Source organism: Actinomadura luteofluorescens, from assembly GCF_013409365.1.
GTDB lineage: Bacteria > Actinomycetota > Actinomycetes > Streptosporangiales > Streptosporangiaceae > Spirillospora > Spirillospora luteofluorescens.
Genome location: NZ_JACCBA010000001.1, coordinates 2,863,607 through 2,888,358, shown reverse-complemented (window position 1 = coordinate 2,888,358; position 24,752 = coordinate 2,863,607). Strand labels below are relative to the sequence as shown.

At 71.3% G+C, this 24,752-nt stretch carries 23 protein-coding genes; 12 read left to right on the top strand and 11 right to left on the bottom strand.

The features are described 5' to 3' along the window. Window positions 1-107: 107 nt before the first annotated feature. Entirely contained in the window at window positions 108-680 is a 573-nt protein-coding gene (locus tag BJY14_RS13355; RefSeq protein ID WP_179843914.1) for a hypothetical protein, read from the bottom strand. Window positions 681-952: 272 nt separating this feature from the next. Beyond that, window positions 953-2,770 carry an NlpC/P60 family protein gene (locus BJY14_RS13350; protein WP_179843913.1) on the bottom strand — a complete coding sequence of 606 codons (1,818 nt, stop codon included), beginning with the start codon at window positions 2,768-2,770 and terminating at the stop codon, window positions 953-955. Between the two features lie 125 nt (window positions 2,771-2,895). Here BJY14_RS13350 and BJY14_RS13345 point away from each other — a divergent pair, with 125 nt between their 5' ends. Both BJY14_RS13345 and BJY14_RS13340 read left to right on the top strand, forming a co-directional pair. Then, window positions 2,896-3,249: a hypothetical protein gene (locus BJY14_RS13345; protein ID WP_179843912.1), complete on the top strand. Its 354-nt coding sequence runs from the start codon at window positions 2,896-2,898 to the stop codon at window positions 3,247-3,249. A gap of 134 nt (window positions 3,250-3,383) precedes the next feature. Next, entirely contained in the window at window positions 3,384-4,718 is a 1,335-nt protein-coding gene (locus BJY14_RS13340) for a hypothetical protein (protein WP_179843911.1), read from the top strand. A 180-nt stretch (window positions 4,719-4,898) separates the two neighbouring features. On the opposite strand, the gene BJY14_RS13335 is transcribed toward BJY14_RS13340, so the two are convergent. Further along, a complete protein-coding gene (locus BJY14_RS13335; protein ID WP_179843910.1) occupies window positions 4,899-5,549 on the bottom strand; it encodes a hypothetical protein in 651 nt (216 codons plus the stop codon). A 101-nt stretch (window positions 5,550-5,650) separates the two neighbouring features. On the opposite strand from BJY14_RS13335, the gene BJY14_RS13330 reads away from it, so the two are divergent. From BJY14_RS13330 to BJY14_RS13305, 6 genes are all read left to right on the top strand, one after another. Beyond that, window positions 5,651-6,238 (top strand): hypothetical protein, encoded by a 588-nt coding sequence (locus tag BJY14_RS13330; RefSeq protein WP_179843909.1) that lies wholly within the window; start codon window positions 5,651-5,653, stop codon window positions 6,236-6,238. A 74-nt stretch (window positions 6,239-6,312) separates the two neighbouring features. Continuing rightward, the gene (locus BJY14_RS13325) at window positions 6,313-7,524 is read left to right on the top strand and encodes a hypothetical protein (RefSeq protein WP_179843908.1); all 1,212 of its coding nucleotides are present in this window, start codon (window positions 6,313-6,315) and stop codon (window positions 7,522-7,524) included. 30 nt (window positions 7,525-7,554) lie between these two features. Beyond that, complete coding sequence (locus BJY14_RS13320) at window positions 7,555-7,881, top strand: hypothetical protein (RefSeq protein WP_179843907.1); 327 nt, start codon at window positions 7,555-7,557, stop codon at window positions 7,879-7,881. A gap of 28 nt (window positions 7,882-7,909) precedes the next feature. Next, window positions 7,910-9,871: a helicase HerA-like domain-containing protein gene (locus tag BJY14_RS13315; protein WP_179843906.1), complete on the top strand. Its 1,962-nt coding sequence runs from the start codon at window positions 7,910-7,912 to the stop codon at window positions 9,869-9,871. After that, window positions 9,868-10,650, top strand: a complete 783-nt coding sequence (locus BJY14_RS13310; RefSeq protein WP_179843905.1) for a hypothetical protein — start codon at window positions 9,868-9,870, stop codon at window positions 10,648-10,650. The genes BJY14_RS13315 and BJY14_RS13310 overlap by 4 nt, the downstream gene beginning before the upstream one ends. Before the next feature lie 71 nt (window positions 10,651-10,721). Beyond that, complete coding sequence (locus BJY14_RS13305) at window positions 10,722-11,435, top strand: NERD domain-containing protein (RefSeq protein WP_179843904.1); 714 nt, start codon at window positions 10,722-10,724, stop codon at window positions 11,433-11,435. A gap of 49 nt (window positions 11,436-11,484) precedes the next feature. On the opposite strand, the gene BJY14_RS13300 is transcribed toward BJY14_RS13305, so the two are convergent. Both BJY14_RS13300 and BJY14_RS13295 read right to left on the bottom strand, forming a co-directional pair. Next, complete coding sequence (locus BJY14_RS13300) at window positions 11,485-12,561, bottom strand: hypothetical protein (protein WP_179843903.1); 1,077 nt, start codon at window positions 12,559-12,561, stop codon at window positions 11,485-11,487. Further along, on the bottom strand, window positions 12,558-13,487 hold the full coding sequence (locus BJY14_RS13295; RefSeq protein WP_179843902.1) for a sigma-70 family RNA polymerase sigma factor: 930 nt from the start codon (window positions 13,485-13,487) through the stop codon (window positions 12,558-12,560). The genes BJY14_RS13300 and BJY14_RS13295 overlap by 4 nt, the downstream gene beginning before the upstream one ends. 468 nt (window positions 13,488-13,955) lie before the next feature. Between BJY14_RS13295 and BJY14_RS13290 the strand changes: the two genes are divergently transcribed. After that, complete coding sequence (locus BJY14_RS13290) at window positions 13,956-14,732, top strand: hypothetical protein (protein ID WP_218905342.1); 777 nt, start codon at window positions 13,956-13,958, stop codon at window positions 14,730-14,732. Window positions 14,733-14,742: 10 nt separating this feature from the next. Continuing rightward, a complete protein-coding gene (locus tag BJY14_RS13285; protein ID WP_179843900.1) occupies window positions 14,743-15,498 on the top strand; it encodes a hypothetical protein in 756 nt (251 codons plus the stop codon). Here BJY14_RS13285 and BJY14_RS13280 read toward each other — a convergent pair. Beyond that, the gene (locus tag BJY14_RS13280; RefSeq protein WP_179843899.1) at window positions 15,455-16,165 is read right to left on the bottom strand and encodes a response regulator transcription factor; all 711 of its coding nucleotides are present in this window, start codon (window positions 16,163-16,165) and stop codon (window positions 15,455-15,457) included. The two genes, BJY14_RS13285 and BJY14_RS13280, sit on opposite strands and share 44 nt — an antisense overlap. 62 nt (window positions 16,166-16,227) lie before the next feature. Here BJY14_RS13280 and BJY14_RS47200 point away from each other — a divergent pair, with 62 nt between their 5' ends. Then, window positions 16,228-17,187 carry a S16 family serine protease gene (locus BJY14_RS47200; protein ID WP_179843898.1) on the top strand — a complete coding sequence of 320 codons (960 nt, stop codon included), beginning with the start codon at window positions 16,228-16,230 and terminating at the stop codon, window positions 17,185-17,187. Between the two features lie 12 nt (window positions 17,188-17,199). On the opposite strand, the gene BJY14_RS44405 is transcribed toward BJY14_RS47200, so the two are convergent. Beyond that, complete coding sequence (locus tag BJY14_RS44405) at window positions 17,200-18,540, bottom strand: J domain-containing protein (RefSeq protein ID WP_218905340.1); 1,341 nt, start codon at window positions 18,538-18,540, stop codon at window positions 17,200-17,202. A gap of 194 nt (window positions 18,541-18,734) precedes the next feature. On the opposite strand from BJY14_RS44405, the gene BJY14_RS13265 reads away from it, so the two are divergent. Beyond that, a complete protein-coding gene (locus BJY14_RS13265) occupies window positions 18,735-19,262 on the top strand; it encodes a DUF4262 domain-containing protein (RefSeq protein ID WP_179843897.1) in 528 nt (175 codons plus the stop codon). A gap of 244 nt (window positions 19,263-19,506) precedes the next feature. Here BJY14_RS13265 and BJY14_RS13260 read toward each other — a convergent pair whose 3' ends face one another. The 4 genes from BJY14_RS13260 to BJY14_RS13245 all read right to left on the bottom strand — a co-directional run bounded on the left by BJY14_RS13260 (window position 19,507) and on the right by BJY14_RS13245 (window position 24,704). Continuing rightward, window positions 19,507-20,889: a hypothetical protein gene (locus tag BJY14_RS13260; RefSeq protein ID WP_179843896.1), complete on the bottom strand. Its 1,383-nt coding sequence runs from the start codon at window positions 20,887-20,889 to the stop codon at window positions 19,507-19,509. Between the two features lie 263 nt (window positions 20,890-21,152). Further along, window positions 21,153-22,220, bottom strand: a complete 1,068-nt coding sequence (locus BJY14_RS13255; protein WP_179843895.1) for a DMT family transporter — start codon at window positions 22,218-22,220, stop codon at window positions 21,153-21,155. Between the two features lie 289 nt (window positions 22,221-22,509). Then, window positions 22,510-23,118, bottom strand: a complete 609-nt coding sequence (locus tag BJY14_RS13250; RefSeq protein WP_179843894.1) for a hypothetical protein — start codon at window positions 23,116-23,118, stop codon at window positions 22,510-22,512. A gap of 245 nt (window positions 23,119-23,363) precedes the next feature. Then, the gene (locus BJY14_RS13245; protein WP_179843893.1) at window positions 23,364-24,704 is read right to left on the bottom strand and encodes a hypothetical protein; all 1,341 of its coding nucleotides are present in this window, start codon (window positions 24,702-24,704) and stop codon (window positions 23,364-23,366) included. Between the last annotated feature and the right edge of the window lie 48 nt (window positions 24,705-24,752).

Sequence of the window (24,752 nt, the reverse complement as noted above, 5' to 3'; positions counted from 1 at the left end):
GCCGAAAGTAGAACCGGCCTCCGCCCCGCTGGGGGGTGGAGGCCGGTCGTCGTCGGGGTTCGGGTCGTGTTCCCGCAGGTTCGGGGAACCTGCGCCTGCGTAGGCGTTCAGCTGACGCCCTCGCAGGGGTTGTAGTCGTGCTTCTTGGAGCACGACTCGAACCGCTTGGCGTACTCGTCGACCTTGCCGTCGAACACGCTCTCGGAGCCGATGACCTGCCACACGGTCTCTTCCACACCGAAGGTCTGGTCGAACGTGAGGCTGGTTCCGTCCGGGGAGAGCGTGCCCTTGACCGGGCCGAGGTCTCCCAGGCCGTTGAGCTCGACCGAGTTGCCGGTGCCCGAGCCGTTGAACGGCTGGTCTTTCGGGTACTCGACCTTGCGGCCGCTGCCGTCGAAGTGCACCAGCGTGTAGGTCCCGGTGACCTGACCGCCCTGGGGGTAGATCTTGAAGCTCAGCAGGGCGTGCTGCTCGCCGTGCTCGACCATCGCGATGACCTCGCGGGGCTCGTTCTGGTTCGCCGGGGCCGTCGCGCTGGGCTTGGGGTCGGTCCGGTCGCTGGCGCTGTCCGAGCCGGTGTTCATGACCAGAGCGAACGCCAGGCCGGCGGTCGCCAGTGCGGCCACGACGGCCAGGACGATGAGCTGGATGCGTCGGTTTTTCGGCTGCGCGCTGTTCACGGTGTTTCCTTTCGGTGAAGGCGCGAGAAGCCGGGTGATGGACCCGGCTTCTGTACGCGTCTGATGAGATGCGAACGGGGCCGGGTCGGCTCTGTTTGCGATGTGCTCATCAATTGTCGCGCACAGCGCACCGTGTGCGCAAGCGAAAGGTGCACCGTGGCCGTTTTTGGGCAGGTCTCGTGAACGGAGCGCCGGCATAATGAAAAAGGCCGTTACGCCGATTCCGCGTGATCATCATCACGCGGAATCGGCGGCCGTCGGGAGGGAGCGTTTCACACCTTGCTGGGGTCGATCCAACCGACCCAGTAAGCGCTGGAGTAGGCGCGCTCCACCTTGGAGACGTCCCCGGTCTGGTTGGTGTGCACCTTGTAGCCGTCGGCGAGCTGCATGGCCACGTGGCCGGAGTGCGGCTCCACGAGGTCTCCGGGCTTGGCCTGGCTGAGCGTGATCTTGTGCGTCCAGCGCGCCCCCACGAACGTGGTGGTGACGGGGGCGTTGGTGCCCTGCGGGTACAGGTTCTTGATGGCGCCGCTGTCGCGGTAGGCCCGGGAGACGAAGCTGGAGCAGTCGGCCCAGCCGGGGTCGTTCCGCTTGCCGGAGTCGAGCGGGGCGTAGGGCCAGCCGAGGTGGGTGAGGGCCCACTTGATGGCCATCGCCGCCTGGGGCGTGCGGGCCTGGGCCACCGAGTCCACGCACAGCTTGCGGATCCCGATCTCCTTGGCCCCCTCGCGCAGGGTGTTGTCCGGGGCGTTCTCGGGGCAGCCGTCAGGCCCGACCGTGACCTGCACGGTGCCGTTGTCCACCGCGCCGCCCCCGCCGGTGGCGAGCGAGCCGATCAGTTTGCCCGCGCTGTTGAACGGCGGGATGACGCCGCCGAAGAACCAGGCGTACTCGACGGCGATCTGCTCCAGCGGGAGCAGCACGCCCTCGGTGTTGCCGAGCCGGCTCCACGCCTCGGTCGCGTCCGGGGCGACCGGCGCGCCGACCGGCTTCAGCGGGCGCAGCGCCAGCCGCGGGATGACCAGGGTGTCCTCGCCGACGACCGGCGGGGTCTCCTTGTTGGCGTCCTCCCGGCCCTGGTAGTAGTTGCCCAGGCCGCTGAGGTTGGCGCCGTTCGCCCCGCTGCCCGCCAGGTCGGTGGCGATCTGGGCGAGCGTGTTGTTGAAGCCGGGGGCCCAGGACCCGATCATGCAGGCGGGGTCCATGCCGGGGTCGGTGATCCCGTGGTCCTCCTCCACCTTGTCCAGCTTCGGCTTCCACTCGCTGTACACCTTGTCGTCGCCGGGGGGCTTCTTCAGCGACGCGAACTCGGTCGCGAACGGGGCGATGTCGGTGAGGAACTTCCTCATCACCGTGAGGCACTTGTCCGACGCCTCGAAGTTGTTCTGCCCGGGGCCGATCTGGGAGAACAGTTTGAGGTCGGTGCCCATGGCGATGCTGAGCTTCTGCCAGCCGCCGATCATCGGCTGGAAGGGCCCGATGCCGTTGGGGCGCTCCTCCGGCGGGACCTTCTCGACGGACAGCACCAGTTTGGCGGCGCCGGCGATGTTCTTGTCGACGTCGCACCGGTCCTCGACGCCGGCCTCCTCCGCCTCCTCCTTGGTCATCGGGAAGATGCCCTGGCGCGAGTCCTTGCCGTTCTCGCACTTGTCGGTCTTCCACTTGCCGGCTCCGTAGCTGACCGACATCGCCTCGTTGACGAGGGTCTCGACGGCGGCGGGCCGGTTCTCCTGCACGGAGTACTTGAACCCGCCCTCCTGGTACTTGGCGCCGGTGACCAGGTAGAGGTTCTGGAGCCGGTTGGTCTCGCAGCGCCAGATCGAAATGATCTTGAAGCTGACCGACCACGGCTTCTCGGGGTCGTCCGGCGGGGGGACGGCGCAGGCCCCGCCGGGGCTGGCGGTGCGCTCCATGAAGATGCCGGAGGTCGCGATGACCTTGCTCCAGTACTTGCGGGCGTTCTCCTGGTCCTTCTCGTTGCCGTCGGCCTTCCACTTGGGGCTCTTCGGGTCCCGGTGCACCCTCTCCGCCGCCTTGACGAGCTCGAAGGCCACGAAGTAGGAGGACTGGCACGGGTTCTGCGGATTCATGCCGTGCATCCGCATCTGACCCGACGCCGCGGGGGTGAGCAGGTACGGTCCGGAGCCCTGGTCGTCCTTGCCGCCGATGTCGGGATCCGGGTCCTCGACGTCGCATCCCCAGGCGCGCAGGGCCGGTGCCCCCGGTCTCCGGCGCGTCCGCGCCGGCGCGGAGCGCGGCGGTCTGCGTCCGGGGCCCGCCGGGCCGGACGTGGTACGAGGCGGGCTGCGCGGCGCCGGAACCGGCCGGGTGCGCCTGCGCCGCGGCCCGCATCTTCGTCATGACGCCGTCGACGTACTTCCAGGCCGTCGGGTTGAAGTCGCAGGCCCCTGGGCACTGGTCCCACTTCTCCGGGTTGGGGCCCCAGCTCCCCGTGAAGTGGTCGACCGCGATCGGCTGCCACTTGTGGTACTTGTTCCACATCCTGAGGACGTCCTCTTTGGCCCGCCGGTCCTGCACGCTCGGCGGAGCCAGGCACGCCCTCGCGTAGCCCCCGTAGTTGTTCCAGGTGCTGGTGATGTATTGGTAGGCGCCGCAGGCGGTGCTCTGGTTCGTCCCGGCGTTGCGGTCGTAGACGCCGTTCGACTCCTGCATCCGCAGCGCCCAGAGGAACCAGCCGAGCTGGTGGCTGAGATCGCCGTCCGGCGGCGCGACGTGGTCGCTCCCGGTGCCGGGCACGGTGGCGGCCGAGCCCGCGCCGGTGATCCCCTCGACCGGACCGGGCCCGGCGCCGACCGTGTTGCTGACGTTCACGTCCACGCCGCCGGTGCCGTCCCCGCCGGAGCCGTCCCCGCCGGGGACCTCCTTCGCCTTTCGGCCGGGGTCGCGGTCGACGTTGTCGTACGGGCTGTAGCGGGCGAAGTCGGTCTGCGCCTTGGCGAGGCCCGCGAGGATGGTCCAGGGGACCTCGGAGTAGTCCTGCGCGCTCCCCGAGGTCTGCTCCGACGCCTGCTTGAGGATCCGCTGCCAGTTGCCGGGGAAGTACTCGGCGACCTTGGTGTCCGAGGTCTGCTCGGGCTGGGACTCCGGGACGTCGTCGTCGACGTTGACGCCCAGGATCATCCCGGCGATGAGGATGATGCAGAGGAACGGGATGAGGACCGGAAGGCTGGCGGCCAGCAGCATTTTGAGCTTGCCGTGCTTCTTATCCTTCTCGGACTTCTGCCCGGAGGCCCTCTGGTCCTTGCCCTTCTGGCCGGCGCCCGCTGCCGCCGCGTTCGGGGCGCCGCCCTTCCGGCGCCGGAAACCGTCCATGAACGACTTCGGGATCTTCTGGCCGAGCTTGGACTGCTCGAACTTGTCCAGCGCCCGACCGCCGGCGCCGGAGTCCTTGACGCCGTCGTACACCTTGGGCGCGTACCGGTCGGACAGGGCGCGGGCGCCGATGTCGGCGGCCTGCCCGAGGAGGTTGAGGCCCTTCTCCCCGAGGTTGTCGCCCTCCGGCATCGACGGGACGTAGTTGGCCGGGAGGCCCTTCTTCGCGGCCGCCTCGCGCAGCTTGCCCTCGGCGAAGTCGCCGGCCGCCCTCTTGAGCCCCTCCCTGGGGTCGCTCTGGGGCGCCTGCTCCGACGGCGTGCCGGTGGGCGGAGCCTTGAGGTCCTTGGCCAGCTGCGCGGCCTTCGCGGCGACGTCCAGCGCCCGCTGCATGCCGAGCGGGTTGTCCTTGTTGAGCTGGACGGGCCCGCCCCGCAGCGCCGCGTCGCCGTACGGGTTCGTTCCCTTCCCGTCCGGGCCGCGGTCGATCGCCGACTGCTCCTTGAGGATGTCGGAGACGTTCTGCGGCTGCTGGGCCGCCGCGGCGAGCCGGGGGTCCGAACCGAGCGTGGCGATCTCTTCCGGCGCGAGCTCGGCCAGATCCTCCGGCGGCTCGCCGTTCACCACAGGCTGCAGCGCCGTCGGCTGTGGTGGAGCCGAGGACGGGCCGTCCTGCAGTTCATCGCCGTCGAGAGGCCGCGGTGAGACCTCGGAGCCCTTCCACGGGCTGCTGTCCTCGTCCATCCAGGGCATTAGCCGCTACCTCGGTTCCGGTACCTTGCTCGGCTCTGCGCTCACCCCCCGGGCGCGGGAGACGATCGAAATTGACCGTCCGATGATTCGTGTTCAGGGCAAGGGGAAGGCGGATCGCGGTCGACGGGTGTGCTAACCCGCCCGGACCGCGTATCCGTTTCCGTCCGGCTCCACCAGGAGCTCGACGACGTCCGGCCGGGCCCCGCCCGGGTGCGTGATCGTCGCGCTGAACCGGTACTGGCTGTTGCCGGTCTTCGTGGGATCCATGACGGTGATCCCCCGCACCACCGATCCCCGCGGCATGGGTTTGGCCGGAGTCGGCCGCGCCGTGCCGATGACGGGGATGCCCTTCCAGTTCCCGGTCACGATGGCCCTTGCGGAGGCGGTGGCCACGTTGAGCGCGCCGGCGGGGACGACCGTCGCGCCGCCGTCCGTCATCGGGACCCTGGTCGCGGCGGTGGCGGTGAAGTTGCTGGCCGCGGCTCCCGTCGGAAGCACCTGCGACGGGCCCCCGGAGGGGGTGGGCGTCCCTTCCCCCGGGCTCGGTGAGGCGGTGAGGCCCCGGGGGTCGAGTGTCTGGACCTGGTAGCGCGGCGCCCGGCTCGCGGCAGGGGCGGCGCCGGAGGAGCCGCCGCGGTCCAACACCGCACTGACCAGAAGCATCAGGATGATGCCACCGACACCGGCCCATACCGCGATGTTCCACCACTCGGGCAGCTCGGTCTCCTTGACGAGGCGCCGCCGCCGGAAGCCCTCGCGGGCGTAGTCGGTCAACTTCGGCATGACTCTGACCGTCGCGGGCGGGCGGGTCCGGGCAACCGGAGTGCGGCGACGTGTCGCGAATCGTTATGGCGTCCGGGGGGCAACCCCGCACGGTTTGAGGCATGAGCGAGGAGGACGACCGCGTCAGGGGGCCGGCGATGCTGGCCGCCACCAACATGCTGAAGCCGCCGCCCGCGGTGATCGGCAGCCTGAACAAGGACATCACGCTGCCCCGCACGCTCAGGCTCACCACGCTCATCGCCGTGGTCGTCGGGGCGGCGTTCGGGTTCCTGATCTCCTTCCTCGTCTTCGGCCCGGGGCTGAACGCGCTGATGTACGGCCCGGTGCTCGGCGGAGCGGCCGGCTGGGCGTCCGTCAGCCTGTCCCCGCTGAACGGGGAGTCGCTGGCGACGTGGATGGGCCTGCAGATCAACGGGACCCGCAACCGCAGGCTCTACGTGGACGGCCGGCCGGTCCGGCTGTACATCGGCATCTCACCGCTGCGCCGCACCGCCGCGGGCAAGGTGCGCATGCTGCCCGGGGGCGTCCCTGTGGACGCGGTCCGCTGGGACTCGCGCGGTTACCCGCAGCAGGAGATCCCCGGGGCGAACCGGCTGCGGGCTCCCCGCCGCAAGGGACGCGCGCTGACGGCGTCCACCCAGCTTTCCAGCGGCCGCGGGCGGGGCCGCAAGGATCGCCGTCGCGGGTGAGCACGGCAGGCACTTGCGCATCGGCGTGAGGGCCGCACGGTCCTGGCTGCAACACGACAAATAGAGGAGGGACGATGCCGGAACAGTCACCCACTCGTTTCACCATGGTGCCCGCCCGGCGTTCCAGTGAGCCGACCGCTCGCAGGCGGGCCAGGAGGATCCTGATCGCGCTGTTCCTGGCCGCGGCACTGAGCATCGTCGCGGTGTTCGTCGCCCTGACGAGCGGGAGCAGCAAGCCGGACCTGTCCGCGGTCACACCGCAGGGTCGCGACCTGTCGTACACCGCCGCGATGAACTTCCTGGCCGGCCGGGTGCAGGACGTGCCCCGCGCCGACTCCTTCGACCCGCAGGCGGCGTCCGTGGAGGCCCCCGACGGGACCTCGGCCCCGCTCGACTACCGGGCGCTGAACTGGGTCGGATTCACTCCCCGGCATTTCGGGACGAAGGAGCTCGGCTTCACCGACTTCGAGATCCACCACTACCTCGTCGTGTTGAACGACCAGGCGGCGACGCAGAGTCCGTCCCCGGCGGCCGGCGGCAGGCCGAGCGCGACCCCGTCCGGAGGAGCTTCCGCGACCCCGTCCGGCGGGGCCTCGGCGCCACCGTCCGGCGGAGCGGCCGCGTCCCCGTCAGGTGCGGCTCCGCAGGCGGGCACGACCGGTACGCCGTCTCCGAGCACGACGGCCGGCCCGCAGGGCAGCCCCTCGCCCGGTGCCAGCGAGACGCCGCCGATGAGCGCGCATGTGCTTCAGCTGGACGTGCCGGTGCTGCTCGACCCTTCGGGCCCCCGCCTGGCGGCCTCTCCCGCCTTCTCGGTCTGGAAGAACGGCACAGGCAAGCCCAAGGGCACCGGCGACTACACCAATTACCGGCAGCTGACCACGGAAGTAAGCACCGAGTCCAAAAACCAGATTCTGCGATGGGCGGCGGCCTACGCCACGGGTGATTCGACGGCACTGCTGGCCGTCACCGGTGACCAGGACCCCAAGCACCGCTACGAAGGCCTTTCGGGGTTCCGCCTGGCGGACTCCTCCCAGGCCGTGCAGATCCTTTCGGCGATCAAGACGCTCGACGACCAGCTCGTCGTCCGGGTGAGGATCATGCTTGCCAGAGCCGAACAATCCGGGACGGTCCCTGGAAAGAAGGGGAACGTCAAACCATTCACTAATTTCGCCGACTTCGACCTGCTGGTGGGAGCCAGCGGGGCGCAGCCGCCGGTGCTCGCGTGGGGGCCTGCAGGTTCCGCAGCGGAACTGAACCCCTACAGCAACGCACTGAACAACTGACCGGGACCTCAGACCATGGAGGGAAAAAGGATGTCAGTTCCTGGTTTTCACATACTCGCGGGACCCGAACTCGGCCAGACCGGGGCCGACAGCTTCTTCAGCTCGCCGGCGGGCAAGGCGCTTGTCGCGATCTGCGGTGCGATCGCGGTCGTGATCGTCGTGTTCGGAGTCTTCCGGATGATCAACGGCATCGGCCGGGGCCGTCCGGGCGAGGCGTTCAAGTCGCTCATCTTCGCTCTGCTCATCGGCGGGATGCTGTTCAACCTCGGACTCACCGTCCAGGGGGTCAAGATGATGAGCAGCCTCGTAGGCAAGATCTTCACAAGCGTCGACCAGGTCGGCAACAGCGGCGGTTGACGCAGGCACCTCAGCGTAAGGAGTGAAGATGGCGGACCCGAGGGGCCGGCCGGACGACAGGTCCACGGACCTGGTCGGTGGTGGTTACGTCTTTCCCACCATGGTCCTGCTGGTGTTCGCGGTCATCCTGGCCGTGCTCATCCCGGCCCTCTGCGCCTGGGTCCTGCTCATCTCCCTGCGCCGGTTCCTGGCCCGCCGGGACTGGGTCATCGTGGCGCTGGCGGGCGTGGTGGGTCTCGCCCTCCGGGCCAAGGACAACGCCTACGCGTACGGCTACTGGCTGGCGAGCTTCGCCGACTTCGGCCCGGGGCAGCCCGGGAAGGTGCCCGTCACCGTGCTGCTGTCGCTGACCGCGGTGCTCGCGGGCCTCTTCGGACTGATCGTCGGGAGGGCCCGGGGATCGGCGGTCATGACGCTCTCGGCCTTCCTGCGCAAGAAGAAGAAGTTCGTCGACCTGTTCGACGGCACCTGGTTCCGGCAGAAGGAACTGGTCGACGACCCGATCACTCCGCGGGACGGCCGCCGGGAGATGCTGAAGAAGCGGGTGGCGACCCGGGTCACCGTGGCCGACATCCCGGCGGTGCACGGCCCGTACGCCACGGAGAAGGCCAGGAAGACCCCGATCAAGGCCAAGACCATCCCCATCGGGCTCGGCGCCAAGGACCGTCCGGTGTGGCTGAGCACCGCGGAGATGGGCATGCACGGCGCCGTCGTCGGCTCCACCGGCAGCGGCAAGACCGTCACGCTGATGTGGATCATCGGGGCGGCGCTCGACATGGGCTTCGACGTCACCGTCCTCGACATGAAGGAGGACACCGAGCCCGGCGGTCTGCGCGACTTCCTGCGCGCCTACGCGCAGGCCCACCGCATGCCGATGCAGGAGATCGCCCTCGGCGACGAGCAGCCGGCCTTCTGGTTCAACGCCCTCGCGGGCATGTCCGCCGACGAGGCGTTCGACACCATCATGACGATGGTCGAGTTCGACGACGCGTACTGGCAGGCCCTGAACCGCAAGGTCCTCCAGCAGGTCGTCCAGATGCTCCACGAGGCCGCCGAGATCGCGCCGGACCGGTTCAATCCGCCCAACATGCTCGAGATCGGCAAGATCATGGAGCACGGCGAGAACATGAAGGGCGCCGTGAAGGAGCACGTCCTCGCGATCGACGGGGTCCGCGGCTTCGGGCACTGCACCGAGCGCTACACCAACGTGCTCCGGCCGTCCCGCGACGAGGGCGTCTCCGCGGCCAGCTTCGGCACCAAGCTGACCGGCCTGTACGACTCCGGCGCGGGCCGCCGCATCCTGGTCCCCGGCGGGGAGCGGCAGATGATCGACGTCCGGCGCGAGGGGCTGACCTACATCGGCCTCAACTCCCTCGGCCAGCCCGACATGGCGAAGATCCTGTCCTCCTCGGCGCTGCAGCGGCTGTCGGTGTACGCCGCGCAGCGGATCCAGGGCCGCGCTCCCAAGGACAAGCCGCGGCTCATCGTGGTGGACGAGGCGAACTTCATCGACCGCGAGATCGCCATGAACATGCTGTCCCGGGTCCGGTCCGCGCTGTTCAACATGATCCTGTGCACCCAGGGGCCGACGGACTGGATCGACAAGGACGGCGACGACTGGTCGCGGCTCACGCAGAACATCAACTGGCTGATCGCCATGGCCCAGTCGTCCCCCGAGGCCGCGGAGAAGTGCGCGGAGTTCCTCGGCATGCGCGACAACAACAAGTTCAGCGAGCGGGTCGGCCAGGACGGCCACACCCAGAACCTGCAGGCCATGGGGGAGGAGCAGTTCATCGTCTTCCCGAAGGAGCTGCGGGCCCTCGGCACCGGTGAGGGGTACCTGCGGGTCAACAAGCCGGCCAGCCGGGTCGAGTACGTGATCATCCCGATGCGGAAGCAGGAGCTGGACCGCTACCAGCCGCCCGCCCTGCCCGGCGTGCCGGTCACGATGCCGCTGGGCGCCCCGCAGGGGACGCGGGGGCCGGTGTGAGGCCGCCGCGGCGCCGCCCGAAGGACGAGGCGCGCCCGGACGGCAAGGCACGGGCGGACGGCAAGGCGCGCTCGAAGGGCGAGGCGCCCTCGAAGGGCGAGGCGCGGGCACGCCGGTTCGACCCCCTGGCGATCGCGCTGGAGGCCTCGATCGTCCTACTGCTCGGCTTCGTCCTCGCGGGCCTCTCGATCGGGATGCTCGTCCTCCAGTACGGGGACGTGGTCACGTTCGACCTCGGGGACGTCGTCACCGCCGGCGCGGCGGGCGTCGCCGCCGCCGCGGTCGTCCGGCTGAACGTGCGGCTCCACCGCCGCTGGAAGAAGACGATCGGCAGGTTCACCGCCGCCGCCGCGCTGTGCGCCCTCGCCGCGGCCGCGGGAGCGCTCGTGGTGCTGGTGCCGGGCGAGTGCCCCGGCGGGCTCTTCAGCACCGGCCGGTGCGGGGTGCGCGAGGCGGCCGCCTGGGGCCAGGTGGCCGGGCTGGCCGCGGTGCTGAACTTCATGATCGCCGGCATGGCGCTGACGATCTGGCGTCTCGTCCGGCGGGCCGGCCGGTGGCTCGGCCGCGAGGTCCTGGACGTGGTCCGCGACGGGTCGGAGCAGAGCGTCGTCTGGTTCAGGGCGCTGAGGAACATCCGGAGGCGCGGCGCCCGGCCGCGGGGCGGCGGGCGCGACGACGGCGGAGCCGAGCGCGGCCCGCGGGACGCGAAGGGGCGGCCCACGCCGCGCCGTGCGGAGGCCGAGGCGGCCCGCCGCAAACGGCTCCGCGCCCGGGCCTGATCCGCGGCCCCCGTCGCGGTCCCGTCCGCGGCCCGTCCGCGGCCCCGGAGTCGAGTGTCCAAGGGAGATCCATGTACGAGGTCGGACGGGCCGGAGACTTCGTCTCCCGGCAGATGTGGCGTCACCGGACCCGGATGTCGCTCTACGCGGCCGGGGCCGCCACGCTGGCCGTCACGGCCGCGGGGGCCCTACTGGGGGCGCTCCTCCTGGACGCGGGTGCGCTGAGGGTGGCGGCGGCCGTCGCCGGGGTGGCCGCGGCGGCGGGCTGCGCGTACGCGTGGACGCGTGCGACGCGGTCGCTGGGGCAGGCCCGCCGGTCGTCCGTGGGCGCGCGGTCCGAGCGTGAGGTGCGGGCGGCCGTCCGGCGCACCGAGTCGGTCGCGGCGGCCTACGGGCTCGTGCTCGGCTCCCGCGGAGGCGACTGCGACACGGTGGTCTTCACCCGCGGCTGCGGGGCCGCGGCGATCGAGGTGAAGACGGGGCACGGCCGGGTCTCCGCCGAGGGCGGGACCATGCGGGTCGGCAAGCGCGTGCTGCACGGCGACCCGGCCCGGCAGGCGGCGAACCAGGCGCGGAGGCTGTCCCGCAAGCTGGGCGGCAGGACGGTCCTGGCGGTCGTGTGCGTGCCGGGGATGCGGAATCGGCCGTTCAGCACGCCCGCCGGTGTGTGGGTGTGCTCCGCGCGGGATCTGCAGGCGGTCCTCGACCGCGCTCCACGCGTCTTCGGCGCGGCGGAGGAGGCGCGGGAGACGATGCGGAGCCTCTGGAACGCGGCCCCGGCCTGACCGGCCGGTCCGGGCCGCCGGCCGGGCTCCCCGGGCGTGCGGGTCGCTGCTACGGGAGGTCTGGACGCCACATGAGCGAGGCGATGACCAGCAGGACGCCCAAGCAGGTGATGAAGAAGGTGACGAGCGTGGGCATGAGGTCGAAGGTGCCGGGCCTGGGCAGCCGACCGGCGAGCGACCGGCGAGCCGCGCCTCCGGCTTCCATCGGCTCTGGCTCGTCCGGGAGGACGTCGTCTTCGGTGTGCTCGTCGAAGAACCAGCCGCTCTGCGCGGTACCGGCGGCGCCGCTCTGGTCACCGGTCTGCGCCCAGCCCGCGGCCGGCTCCGGCTGAAACGCGCCACCGGCCTCGGGGAAGCCGTGCGGCGCCGGGGCGGGCGGCGCACCGGGTGCGCTCGCGGGCTGGTGGCCGACACCGGGAGCGGCGGCATGGGGAGCGCTCGCCGGGGCGCCGAAGGGCGATCCGGGAGGCGTGGCCGGAGGCACGGCGTAGTTCGGCGGTGCGCCGTGGCCCGGCGGCACGCTGTGGTTTTGCGGTGCGCTGTGGTTCGGAGGCGCGCCGTGGTTCGGGGCGAAGCTGTGCTGCGCGTTCGGCGGGAGGCCCTGCGGCGGGTTCGGCGGGACGCTGTGCTGGGGGCTCGGCGGGGTGTTCTGCGGCGGGCTTTGCGGGAGGCTCTGCTGGGGGCGCGGCGGGGTGTGCTGCGGCGGGTTCGGCGGGAGGCTCTGCTGGGGGCTTGGCGGGACGTTGTTCTGCGGGCGCGGCGGGACGTTCTGCTGGGGGCTCGGCGGGTTCGCCGGTGGGCCGGGGCGGGTGTTCGGCCGTCCAGAGGGAGCGTTGGAGCCGGGCGCGGCGCTGGGAGCGCTCCAGGCATCGCCGGGGGCCTCGGTGGGCGCCCCCGGGGCGGCGCTCCAGGAGTCCCAGGTCCCGAGCGAGGCCCAGGGGTCGCCCTGCGCGGGCTTCGGGCTCTCCTCCGGCCGTTCGGACGCGGGGGCGGCGGGCTTCGCGGCGGCCGCCGGCTCCTCCCCGGCGTCCGCGGTGTCGTCGATGATGACCCACGAGGACGCCTCCCCGGCGCCGCCGGCCTGCCCCGAACCGGGGCCGCCCGCGTGCTCCCGTCCGTCGTTCATCCTGCCCGTCCTTCGATTCTCCGGGCGCCCTCGGGTGTCTCGACGACGGGCTGGAGCAGCTTGGCCAGCGCCTTCTGCTGGATCTGCCGCACCCCTTCGCGGGACAGCCCGAGCCGTTCGCCGATGACGCGCAACGCCTGCTCCGGCTCGCCGTCCAGTCCGAACCGGCGCGTCAGTACGTACCGTTCGCGGGGGTCGAGCAACGGCAAGCCGCGGCTGCTGAGGGCGCGCAGGTCGAAGCGCAGGAGCACCTCGTCCTCGATGCTCGGGGCCGAGTCGGGGAGCCGGTCCTCCCACGCGACGTCGTCCTCGCCCGGGCCGCCCGCGACCGTGTGCAGGCTGTCCAGCCGGGGGGCGTCGAGCACGCGGCGCACCTGGGCCTCGGTCACGCCGGCGCGGCGGGCGATGTCGGCGTGGTCGGTCGGGGCGTCCGGCCCGGCCTCCTCGAGGAACGCGCGCTCGGCGGCCAGGATGGCCGGGCGCTTCTCGAAGTCCCCCGGGTTGAGGTTGGGGTGGTCGGCGTCCCGCACCGCGCGCAGGACCTCCCGCTGGATCGGCTTGAAGGCCCAGCTGGCGAAGGGGCCGCGGTTCGGGTCGTAGGAGGCGATCGCCCACAGCAGCCCGACCTTGCCGGCGCTCTCGAAGTCCTCGATGTGCTCGCTGGACTTCGAGGTGAACATGGTGACGTACCTGCGCACCAGGCCGAAGTTCGCGATCATGATCTCCAGCGTGAGGTCGTCGAACTCACGCTCGACCCGCCGCAGCACCAGTTCGGAGAGCATGTCGATCTCACCGGTGTCGGCCCGTGCGCGCAAAGCGGTGAGCCGCTCCTGGAGCTCGTGGCGCCGCGCGAAGAGTTCGTCGTTGCGGGTACGGAACTCGTCGGCGGTGGGGCGCTCGCCACGCGCTGGCTGCTCGATGTCCATCCGTCTCCCTCGGCTAGTCGGGATTGCGAGGCTGGAGTTGTAGCTATGCACGTTCGATGCCGGGCGGCCCGGGAACGGTCGGATCCGAAACAGATCGTTGATACGTTCGCAGGCCGCTCGGACGGTCGCGAGGCTCTTTGTCGGCCGGACATCGGGGGTGCGCGGACGGGCGCGGGCGGAAGATCGCAGTTGAGCGCTTCGCCGGGAGGGGGCGCAACTGTCCGGGAAGGCAACGCCGCGACAAGTTCGTTGACAGAAAATTGACCACCCATGGATCTTCTGTTGCCTTGCTGATGGTTGTTTGGTGTACGCCCGGTGTGCCGTGACATGGAACTCGCAACCAGTTCGCCGCGTCGGGTTGCGGATCGCGGAAGCGACGGACTCTAGAGGTCAGGGGGTACGCGCTTAGGCTGCGGTAGGAACAGGCGACGCCACGGGCCTCGTCTGCCAACGAAAGGAAGAGTGACGGTGCAAACGATCCTCAGCGATCTCGGTCTCGAATCCCCGCTCGTCGGGACGACGGTGACCGCCCACATCAAGTCGAGCGGACCGGACGGTTTCCGCTGCGCCGTCTATGACGTCGCGACCGGAGAGGCCCGCGACGCCCTTCTGCCGCGCGCCGACGCGTTCGACCTCCCGGAAGGGGCCGCCCCGCCCGAACTGGCGCAGGGCAGCAAGGTCATCGCGCTGGTCGTCGGCGTCTCCGCCGGCCAGTCCCCGGGCTCCGAGCGGCTCATGCTCTCGGTCACGGCGCCCGAGCTGGTCGAGCGCCTGCTGGCCGGGTTCGTCGACGAGCTGCTCAACGGCAAGGTCGTCATCAAGGCCATCGCCCGGGTCGCCGGGACCAAGACGAAGATCGCCGTGGCGCCCACCGTCACCGGCGTCGACGCGCGCGGGGCGTGCATCGGCCGCGGCGCGAGCCGGCTCAAGGGCGCCCAGAGCCTGCTGAACCACGGCTACGGCAGGGAGCGCCTGGAGATCATCGAGTACGCCCGGGACCCGGCCGCCTTCCTGGTCAACGCCATGAACCCGGTGCAGGTCACCGACGCCCTCGCCGAGCGCGGGAACGCGATCGTCGCCGTCGAGGAGCACCAGCTCTCCGGCGGTATCGGGGAGGGCGGCCTGAACGCCCAGCTCGCCGGGCGGCTGACCGGGCACTACGTCCGGGTCGTCAAGACCGGGACCGACCTGCGCGAGGCGCTCGACCAGCTCGTGGCCGACAAGGCCGCCGCGGAGAAGGCCTGAGGCGACCCCGGTGGTGCCGGTGGTCGTGCACGCCCGGGCGGGGGTCCCGCCCTGCGGCGTAGAGGATCTGAGCGGTCCGGCCGGGGGGACCCTCGACCGGGACACGCTCGTCGTGGCCGGCCAGGCGCTGACCTGGCGGTCGGTCTTCACCAGCGGCGCGCACACCGCGATCCCGCTGACCGCGGCGTCCGCTGTGATCATCGGCCACGACGCGGAGACGCCTCCGGAGCTGTGGCATGACAGGTTCACCCGGGGCTTCGCCCACCGGATGGCGGGCGAGCTCACGATCGCCTCGGTCACCGCGGGGCTGCTCGGCGAGACCGTCCACGGGAACCGGGACGAGGACGCGAAGATGCTGGGCTCGGCGATCGACGGGCTCGCCCGGCTGCTCACCGAGCTGGAGGAGGCGCGCTCGCCCGGCGAGAAGGCGGACCGGATCGTGGCCGACACCGTCCGGACCCACACCGCCCTGCTCGGCGTGCTCGCCCACCAGCAGGTCTCGGCACGCGAGCAGGGCGAGTTCACCGTCCACACCGTGCGTTCGGTCGCCCGGCACCTGACCCGCTCGGAACTGGAACCGATGCGGGCCCGGATCGGGCTGCCGTGGCCGGCCCGCGTGACCAGCGGTGTCGGCGACCATCTGGGGCTGGCCCGGTGGCGGGCCACCATGCAGTCCGACGGCGACCAGATGTGGTGCCGGCTCGAAGCGCAGAACGTCCTGGTCACCGAGCTGTGGCTGCGGAATCCTCCGGAGCGGCCGGAATGAGGTACCCGAAGCCCGTCCGGGTCACGATCACGCCGTCGCCGAGCTTGCGGCGCAGCCGGGACACGTGCTCGGCCAGCGTCCGGGAGACGCCCCGGTCGGTGCCCCACACGTGCAGCATGATCTCTTCCTTCGAGACGGCCCGGCCGCGGTTGACCGCCAGGAATTCCAGGACGGCGTACTCCATGGGCGCCAGCCGCACCTCGGCTCCCTCCCTGAACACCTGCCGGGCCGTGAAGTCGACCCGCACCGGCGGGATGTCGATCAGGTCGCCGCGGGTCTCGCCGGAGTGCCGGGCGATGCTTCCCGCGCTGCGCCGCAGCAGCGCCTGGATCCGGGCGATCAGCACCTCCGGGTGGAAGGGCTTGACGACGTAGTCGTCCGCGCCCAGCCGCAGCCCGAGCGCCTGCTCGTGCGGCTCGGAGCGGGCGGTCAGCAGAATGATCGGCGTGGTGTTCCCCTGGTCGCGCAACTGGTCGATCAGGGACAGCCCGTCGATGTCGGGGAGGTTGATGTCCAGCAGTGCGAGGTCGATGTCGCCGCGCCGCAGCGCCAGCCGGGCCAGCTCCCCGTTGGCCACCGACTCGACCTGGTAATGGCGCTTGCGCAGCAGACCCGACACGAGCTTGACGAGACGCGCGTCATCATCTACGACCAGGATCCGCGCCATGGCGCCATGATAACGGGGGTGCGACCGTCATCCGGAGGGGCAGCGAGCAGCGGAGGGCGCCGGTGGGGCGCCAGATCCTGTACGGCGTGATCGCGGCCGTCGTCGTCCTGACCGTCTTCGGGCTGGGCGGCTCACCGTACAACCGCGTCGGTCCCGGGCCGGCGATCCGGGTCGGAAGCCCCGAGGGCGGGTCCTGGTCGGTCATGACGGTCCGCGTGCGGCGCGCCAACTGGTTCCAGTGGGGGAAGGCCGAGCTGGCCGGCGACCACCTGATCCGGAACGTCGAGGGCGGGCACGGCGGCGGGCAGGGCGGCGCCGGCCCCGCGCCGGACGGCGACGCGATGAGCACCGCCCAGACGCACGCCGCGCTGGTCGCCGCCCAGCTCGCCGCGGGGCGGACACCGGTGAGCGCCGCCGGCCTGCAGGTGAGCGCGGTCGGCGGAGCGGCCCGCGGCAGCGGCCTGCACCCCGGCGACGTCCTCCTCGCGGCGGGCACGGGCGGCGGCGCCCTGACCCCGTTGCGCGCCCTGGCCGACCTTGAGACGGCGATCGCCGGGCGCTCGACCGTGCAGGTGCTCGTCGTCCCGCACACGTCCGCCGCCACGTGGGGGAGCGCCGAGGTCCGGAAGATGTCCGTCGCCCGGCTCACCGGGACGGAGGCGGGCCCCACCGTCTCGGTCACCGCCTACCCGCTCGGCCCCGTGGAGGGGCCGTCGGCGGGGCTGATCCTGGCGCTGGCCCGTCTCGACGCGCTCACCCCGGGCGACCTGACCGGAGGGCGCCGCATCGCCGGAACGGGCGCGATCGGACTCGGCGGGGCTGTGACCGGCGTCGGCGACGTCCCCGATAAGGTGCGCGCCGCGGTGAAGGCGCGCATGGAGGTGTTCTTCGTGCCGGTCTGGCAGCGGTCCGACGCCGTCGCGGCGGCCAGGGGCACCGGGCTGAGGATCGTGCCGGTCAGCACGGTGTCGGAGGCCGTCGACCGGCTCTGCGCCGATGGGGCCCGCGCTCCGCTCTGCTGACGCCCCGCCCGCTCAGGGGCGGCGGAGATGGGGCAGCAGCGCGGCCAGCACCCGCCGGTCCACGACCGGGGCGCCCTGCCCGAGCCAGTCCGCGATCCGCTCGCGGACCTGCTCCAGGTCGCCGGCGAGCAGGTCGCCGTACTCGGGCTCCGGGAACCTCACCCGGGACGAGGGCGCGGGATCGTCCGGCAGCACGGCGACGAACCCGCGGACCCGCACGCGGCGCGGCACCACCTTGCGGATCTCCTTCACCGCGGCGCCGATGCCGGTGTCGCCGCCGGGGAACGGGCGCCCGATGGTCGTGAGCGCGCCCTTGCTCGTCCAGGCGTAGGTCCCGGCCGGCCAGCGGCGGGCCATGACGACGGCGAGCCGGTCGCCCCGCAGCACGACGTGCTCGACGTAGTGCGGGGCCCGCCCGGACGGCTGCGGCGCCATGAGCGCGTGCACGATCCGGACCCCGTCGAGGCGCGCGAGCCTCTCCAGCCCGGCGGCGCTCTCCCGCGCCACCACCTGGCGCGAGAGGTCGCCGTCGAGGCCCGCGCCGGGCACGTTGAAGACCTGGTATTCGAGCGAATCGGGGGCGATCAGCCGGTCCAGTTCGCGGCCCTTCCGGACGAGGTACGGCGCCGCGGCCAGCCCCGCGCCGCCCACGGCGAGCCCCAGCAGCACGCCGCAGAGCGTCCAGAAGGCGCCGCCCTCGGTCTCGGCCGCGGCGAGCGCGGCGCCCCCCGCGAACGTCAGCACGCACACGGCCCAGAGCCAGGACAGGGACCGCAGCGTGGACTCCAGGGCGATGAGCGGCATCGCGACCAGAGGGAAGGCCAGCAGGAGGAGGAACCCGACGGGGAGCCCGGCGGGCCACAGCACGTACACCGCGGCCAGGAACGCCACCGCCCAGACGGCGACGGCCGCCACCCGGATCCAGTGGGAGCCGAACCGGGGGCGTACGCGCAGGGCCGATGCCGGCGCGGGCGCCTGCGGTTTCGTGAAGGAGGGACCGGGCGGCGGGGTGCCGGAGGGGCCCCCGGATCTCGCGCCTTCCTGCCGCGCCCCGTTCTGCTGCCCCTGCCCCTGCCGCGGGTCGGGCCCGGGCTCGGGGGCCGGGTCCGGCTCAGGCCGGGAGCGAGGCGGCTCGGGCGGGGCCGTCCGGCCGCGGGCGTCGTACGCGGCCCGGGACGCCGGGTCCTTCAACGTGTCGTACGCCGTCTTGACCAGCCGGAACAGGCCGGAAGTGCCGCTGGCGTCGGGGTGCACCGCGCGCATCGCCCGGCGGTACGCCCGGGTGATCTCCTCCGGTTCCGCGGTCCGCTCCACGCCGAGGAGTTCGTAGTAGTCCGGCTGATCGCTTCTCATGGCATCCCACTCGTCATCGGTCCTTCATCCCGACCGTCCGTGATTCACGCCCCGCGGCTCGTCACTCCACGCCGCCTTGCGCGTCGACGCCGATCCCCGCGCGCGCCCTCGTGGTCGGGGACGGCGCCGTGGTCGGGGACGGCGCCGCCCGGACGGTTTCCAGTGAGTCCCGACAAACAAGAGGAGGAATGCCGATGACCGAGCCTGTCCGGATCAACTGTGCCTGTCTGCTGCACCGCCGGAAATGGACGGGCGAGCCGGAGGTCGACGACATCGTGAAGCAGGTGATCTCACGCCGCTGGACGATCGTGCGGAACGACCGGCCGGCGTGTTCCTTCACGGTGGGCCAATGGCACACCTTCACCTCGCCGGAATTCGTGATCTGTGGCCTTCCCCGTCCGGAAAGCCATGACGCCCTCCGGGCGGCCGTCATCGCGATGGGGCACGATCTGCCGGCGCTGGACGAGGTCGACACCGAGTTGACGTCGCTGAAGGTGAAGACCGTGAAGGTCCACGGCAGCTGGCACGGCTCGCCGCCGCTGCGCGTCGCCCGTGCGTTCTACGACGGCCGGCTGCCCGAGTACCGCCAGCTCATGTGGGCCGAGGGCGCCGCGGGCTTCCCCGGCGACGAGGGCTTCGACGAGCGACTCGTCGAACGCCAGCCCAATCTGGCCGTCCCACGGCCGGATCACCCGGAATGCGCCTGGACGACCCCGCCGTGAACCGGCGGGGTCCCCGGACGCCGAACAAAGGCGCCTCACGTCGACGACGTGGGGCGCCTTTTCTGCCTGGAATCCGGCCGCCGGCCCAGAACAAGTGATGCCCCGGTGGGAACGGCGTGAGCCGTCCCCACCGGGGCACCGGTGTGCTTACTCCCTCCGGCAGGAGGAAGCGTGGGTGTCACCGGTGGAGCGGCCGTGGCCACTCCACCGGAGACGGTGGTTCCCTTCGGTGGCCGCTAGGCGGCTACCGCAGGTAGCTTCCCGGAAGCAGCTCGACCGGGTCGAGCCACCATCCGTGATCGAAGCCCGAGATGCCGTCGCGGTCGTTGACCGTCACGACACGTCCCGGGTCCCTGCGGTACATGACGCCCCCCTCTTCGAGAGGGACGAAGTGCGAGAAGGGGTACACGGCGAACGACGTGCCGCGGAACGCGAGCCGGCCGTGCTGGACGAGGACGTCGGTCCATGCCTGCACGTACTGCTCGATGGTCGTTTCCACGTAGTCGTTGACCGACATGACGGCGCCGGCGAGCATCCGCCGGAGCACCGCCACCACGTAGGAGGTTCCGCACAGTTCCTGAACCGTGCGGATCTCCGGATCGAGGAACCTGCCCTTGACCTTCACCTGGCTCCGGAGTTCCGGGTCCAGGAGCAGGTTCCAGAGCTCGTCCCCCGCGTTCCGCATCGCGTCCACGAGGGCCTGGACGTCCGGGGCGCGCCCCGGTTCCATGTCCTCCAGGATTTCGCCGAGCGGTGCGAGTTCGTCCTGGTCGATGATCTCCGTCCGGTCGAACCGGTCACCGAGGACCTCCCGAAGGATGTCCACGGTGCGGTCGCTTCCGAGACGGCTTCGCCGGGTGACTTCCTCGCGCCAGCGCTTGTAGGCGCGGGCGGAGGTCTGCCCCCGCTGCACCGCGGAGAGCATGTACAGCCAGTAGGCCCTCCACGGCACGTCGATCACGACCGAGTACCGGGTGCTCTCCGGCGAGTGGACCATCACGTTCCCGGCGAACGTGGCCGCCAGGCACGCGAGGTTCTCCTCGTAGAAGGAGAGCCACGGGACGAATCCGGCCGAGGTGATGAACTCGTCCGCGTTCCCTTCCGCACCGTAGCCGCCGAGCTGGAACGAAGTCCGCCGGCCCTCCGGGTTGGTCGAGATCGTCGCCCTGCTGGAGCCGTTGCAGCCACCGAGGACGATGGACACGGTGTCCGGCCTGTCGGCCAGAACCTTGCCCGGCTCGCCGGCGATGTGCACGTGCTCGGAGGCCCTGCCGAGGTTGAACCCGGCGTAGGCGCCCTGCATGTACCGAGAGCGGTCGTTTCCGAGCCGGAGCTCGTAGACGACGCTCTCGTCCGCGACGGTGTCCGGATCCGCCGACAGTCGAAGACCCCTTGCCAGGTCCTCGACCTTACGGCGTGCCCTGCCTGCGGGCTTGCCCTTGGCGAAGTTCAGGTCCCCGAGGGCACCCTTCAACGACGTGGGCGACCACAGCCAGTCCGGCGTGATCCGGATGGGCTCCTGTCCCGTGAGCAGGACGGGGGTGATGCGGGATGAGCCGGGTCCTTCCGGGTCCGACTCGGTGGTCCAGCGGATGAGACCGCCGGAATCCGGAGTTGCGGCTGCCATGAGCAACCCTCCTTTTGGTTGTACTGCGCCCGGGACTGAGTCCGGACGGCGTGACTCGGAAGCCACTCACGTGGTTGAGCCACGCATAGGTGACTGTGCCGATCGAAAGCCGATCGGCAAGTGGAATTCGATATGACGTCGGTGTAATCGAAGTAACAACCGGATTGGCGGGACCGGGGCGGACAGCAAGAGGCGGGGACGGAGCAGTGCTCCGTCCCCGCCTCACGGGTGGCCCGGCGGCCGTCAGACGGCCGCCGACCGCATCAGGCGGAGAGGTCGCCCTTCCCGCCTCGATCACGGCGTCGCGCCGCCGCCCTCATGGCGGCCGCGCGGTTCCGCGACCAGGTGACCAGCCAGGCCGGCGGCTTGCCGCCGACTTCGAGCTGGTAGTAGCAGCCGGCCCCCGCCAGGGTGACGAGGACGGCGCCGACCAGGTCCAGACCGGTCGGCGTGTGCCCCAGCACCGCCCAGTCCAGCGATAGGGCCACCGTCGGCTCGACGGCGGTCAGGACCGCGAACGTGGCCTCCTTGATGAGCCCGCGCCCGAAGATCAGGTTCTGCCCGACCTGAGCGACGAACCCCGTCAGGAGACCGGACAGGCAGGTGAAGCCGACCACCCGCCAGGTCAGCCAGTCGGAACCGGGTGTGATGCCCGGGACCGTCGTGCCGAAGGCGGCGAGCGTGGTGAGCACGATCGCCGACAGCGCGGTGAGCGCGGCCGTCGACCGCATCATGGACTCGGCGATCGCCACGTCAACCCTCTTGCCGAGCGCCTTCCCCAGACCGCCGTAGGTGTAGAGGAAGTTGCCGTAGCACACCGCGGCGCCGGCTGCGAACAGCACACCCAGGGCGTCGGCCCTGCCCTCCCACACACGGGTCAGGATCAGCATCCCGGGCGCGGCCAGGGGCAGCCACAGAAGGCCGGAGAGCCTGCGGGGAGTACCGAACGCCATCTTCAGGATCGCCACCGCCAGCGGACCGAGCCACATGAGCGCGATGACGGTCCCGAACGCCTCCAGCCGCTGCAGGGAGAGCAGCGTCAGCGGGATCACGAAGGTGTTGCTGACCGCCATGCGGTTGATCAGCGGTCCCGCTCCGAGTTCCCGCAGCAGCTTGCGCCTGCCTCGGCGAAGGAGCGCGGCGCGCTCCGCCAGCAGGACCAGCGGAGTGGTGCCGAAGACGCCCGCCATGACGGCCACCACCAGGGGGGATGCCTCGCCGATGACGAGGCCGCTGACCGCGTCTCCGCCCATCAGGGCGTAGAACACGATCACCGTGACCACGAGCCCGACTCCCGGCACTCGGCCGAGGCGGCCGATGATACTGGCCATAGGCCATCTCTCCTTTGTGTGCGTCCCGGACCGAGCCGGGGCGCGTTTCGTGGTTCCGTGAACCCGATGCGCGTCCTGACCTGGGAGGTCGGGACGCGCACCGGGTCGCGAGAACCGGTGACACGTCCCGAGCCTTCTCGGAACGGCGTGGCCGAGCCACGCAGTGACGACCGTGCCGAGCCGGTCGTCGGCGGCAACTCCGGGCGGCGGGGCCGGAGAAACGATGAAGGCGGGGAGGATGACTCCTCCCCGCCTTCGGGTCGCTCCCGCGCCTTGGGAGCGCGTTCGGTCAGTTCTTCGCCGTGGGGACCGCCCAGAGGGTGGTCAGCGCGGCGAAGAACGCGGCTGCCCCCGCGATGACGCAGGGGAGGACGACCTGCCAGGTGGACAGAGCCATGAAGACCAGGCCCAGCAGGCTGAAGATGATGTTCGGCAGGCTTCCGAGCACCACGCCCAGCACGGGGTGGTGGCCGGCGCCGCTCCACCACATCCTGTGCCGCATGGCCCGGATCGCCTTCGCGGCCCGGTAGTAGAGGAAGACCGCCGTTCCCGCGAAGAGCAGGGACCAGCGGCGGTCCTCGCCCATCGCCGCGATCGGAACCAGGTGCGGATCGGCCGCCCACAGCACCATCAGGGTGGCGAAGGTGGAGTAGATCGCGAGACGCAGGCACTCCTCGCGGTACCAGGTCCAGGTCGCGAGGAGGCCGAGCTCGCCGACCGCCGCGACGTCCAGGCGCCTGCGGAGCCACGGCCGGCGCACGGCCAGCAGGAAGAGCAGGGCGGTGACGCCGGTCGCCGCCGTGATCATGCAGAGGGCCTTGTGCGCGCCCGCCGCGGGCAGCGCCGTAGCGGCCACGGAAACGGCCGCGGCGACCATGAGCCACGCGAGTACGGCCATCAGGGCCCGTACTGCGGGAGCCCTTGTGAATCGGGTTGTGAACACGTTCGTTCCCCCATTTCGATTGATGCGGAATCTGCCGGTCCCGTGAACAAGGCAGGTAAGGACGACCGTGCGAAGCGGAGGAGGAACGGCAACTGCGGTGGTGGGGAGGGCCACCGGGCGGCCGCACGGGAAGTGCCCCGGTGAGGACGGCACGAGGCCGCCCGCACCGGGGCACCGGGGTAGGGCTCACTCCAGTGCGGTCACCGCAGGAAGTAGAGCTCGCGGAGCAGGTCGCCGGTCGGCACCCACTCGCCATGGGGGGAGTCCCCGGACTCGGGGACGACCATCATTCGGTGGGCGTCTCCCTGGAACTGGGCGAAGGGGCCGTACGGCCCCGGCGCCCCGCCGAGGATCTTGCCCAGCGGCCCGACCGCCGCCATCCGGGACCGCCCGTCCGGGTGGCGCCGCGCGAAGCGCTCGGCCAGGCCGATCATGCGCCGCGCGGCGTCCGCGTCGTCGACCACGATGGCCGGGCCGTCGCTGCCGTACTTCAGCAGGTCGACGACGTCGGCCGCGTGGACGAGCCCGGCGAGGCCCTCCAGACGGGAGGGATCCACCGGTGCGAACCGTTGCGCGGTGTCGAGTTCGTTCCTGACCCCCTCCCAGATGCGCGGACGCAGGACGAATTCCCAGAGCTCGTCCGTTCCGCGCAGCTCGGCGAGAAGGCCGGCCGCCGTCGGCTTCTCACCCCGGGCGACCGCCGCTTCGAGCAGCCTCCCGACGTCGTGAAGCGCGTCATAGGCGAGCACCTCCACACGGTGCAGGTGCTCGCCCAGCATCTCTTCGAGGAGTTTGGAGAACCATTCCTTGAAGAGACGGCGGTCTCGCCTCGTCCTCCCGAACCAGTTGGTGCACAGTTCAGGTGAGGCGTAGTCCCGGTGCAGGGCGGGGAGCAGCGGAAGCCAGTGCTCCTCGGTGGGAACACGGAGCAGCAGCCGCACCCTGGGCCCGTCGGGCAGGGCCTGAACCAGCTTCGCGACACTTCCGGCGAGGAGCCACAGTGACTCCCGCGTGCCCAGCCGGGAACCCTTCGGGCCGAAGCCGACGGAATCGATGCGCTGCTCCAGGTGCGCCAGGTTCCGCGCGTAGGCCAGTGACTCCAGCGAAACCCTGGTCTCCGACGTCCAGGCGAACGGACGCCGCCGGTCGCGCATGCAGCCCGCGCCCACGAGGAGCGTGATGACCTCGGGCGCGGTCCCGAACGCGTGGTCCAGGTCGCCTTCGATGCGCCAGTGGTCCACCTCGTCGCCGTTGCGGTAACCGGCGTAGGCGGGGCTGTCCGAGCCGATCGCCGTGGTGCTGACGATGGCCTCCTGCTGGGGGAAGACGCCGCGCAGGTCCAGCCCGTTCACCATGGTCTCGAGTCGGAGGCACGCCTCCAGCGAGGCACCGCGCAGCGGCCGGCGGGGGCCGCCGACCTCGCGCCGCAGGCCGGCGCGGCTCGCGCCCGCCGCCATCGACACCCGCCTGAGCACCTGCGGAAACTCCGGCACCTGCTGGCACAGGGGCTCCGCGAGGTAGCGCCTGATCGGGAATGACATGTGCCATCCCTCCCTTTTCTTTGTCGTCGCTCGTCCGCACGCTTCGTG

What these genes read in the sequence shown, in the direction of transcription:
- BJY14_RS13350 (WP_179843913.1), bottom strand. Translation starts at nt 2,770, where the DNA reads ATGAATCCGCAGAACCCGTGCCAGTCCTCCTACTTCGTGGCCTTCGAG.
- BJY14_RS13335 (WP_179843910.1), bottom strand. Translation starts at nt 5,549, where the DNA reads ATGCCGAAGTTGACCGACTACGCCCGCGAGGGCTTCCGGCGGCGGCGC.
- BJY14_RS13330 (WP_179843909.1), top strand. Translation starts at nt 5,651, where the DNA reads ATGAGCGAGGAGGACGACCGCGTCAGGGGGCCGGCGATGCTGGCCGCC.
- BJY14_RS13325 (WP_179843908.1), top strand. Translation starts at nt 6,313, where the DNA reads ATGCCGGAACAGTCACCCACTCGTTTCACCATGGTGCCCGCCCGGCGT.
- BJY14_RS13320 (WP_179843907.1), top strand. Translation starts at nt 7,555, where the DNA reads ATGTCAGTTCCTGGTTTTCACATACTCGCGGGACCCGAACTCGGCCAG.
- BJY14_RS13315 (WP_179843906.1), top strand. Translation starts at nt 7,910, where the DNA reads ATGGCGGACCCGAGGGGCCGGCCGGACGACAGGTCCACGGACCTGGTC.
- BJY14_RS13305 (WP_179843904.1), top strand. Translation starts at nt 10,722, where the DNA reads ATGTACGAGGTCGGACGGGCCGGAGACTTCGTCTCCCGGCAGATGTGG.
- BJY14_RS13300 (WP_179843903.1), bottom strand. Translation starts at nt 12,561, where the DNA reads ATGAACGACGGACGGGAGCACGCGGGCGGCCCCGGTTCGGGGCAGGCC.
- BJY14_RS13295 (WP_179843902.1), bottom strand. Translation starts at nt 13,487, where the DNA reads ATGGACATCGAGCAGCCAGCGCGTGGCGAGCGCCCCACCGCCGACGAG.
- BJY14_RS13280 (WP_179843899.1), bottom strand. Translation starts at nt 16,165, where the DNA reads ATGGCGCGGATCCTGGTCGTAGATGATGACGCGCGTCTCGTCAAGCTC.
- BJY14_RS44405 (WP_218905340.1), bottom strand. Translation starts at nt 18,540, where the DNA reads ATGAGAAGCGATCAGCCGGACTACTACGAACTCCTCGGCGTGGAGCGG.
- BJY14_RS13265 (WP_179843897.1), top strand. Translation starts at nt 18,735, where the DNA reads ATGACCGAGCCTGTCCGGATCAACTGTGCCTGTCTGCTGCACCGCCGG.
- BJY14_RS13260 (WP_179843896.1), bottom strand. Translation starts at nt 20,889, where the DNA reads ATGGCAGCCGCAACTCCGGATTCCGGCGGTCTCATCCGCTGGACCACC.
- BJY14_RS13255 (WP_179843895.1), bottom strand. Translation starts at nt 22,220, where the DNA reads ATGGCCAGTATCATCGGCCGCCTCGGCCGAGTGCCGGGAGTCGGGCTC.
- BJY14_RS13250 (WP_179843894.1), bottom strand. Translation starts at nt 23,118, where the DNA reads ATGGCCGTACTCGCGTGGCTCATGGTCGCCGCGGCCGTTTCCGTGGCC.
- BJY14_RS13245 (WP_179843893.1), bottom strand. Translation starts at nt 24,704, where the DNA reads ATGTCATTCCCGATCAGGCGCTACCTCGCGGAGCCCCTGTGCCAGCAG.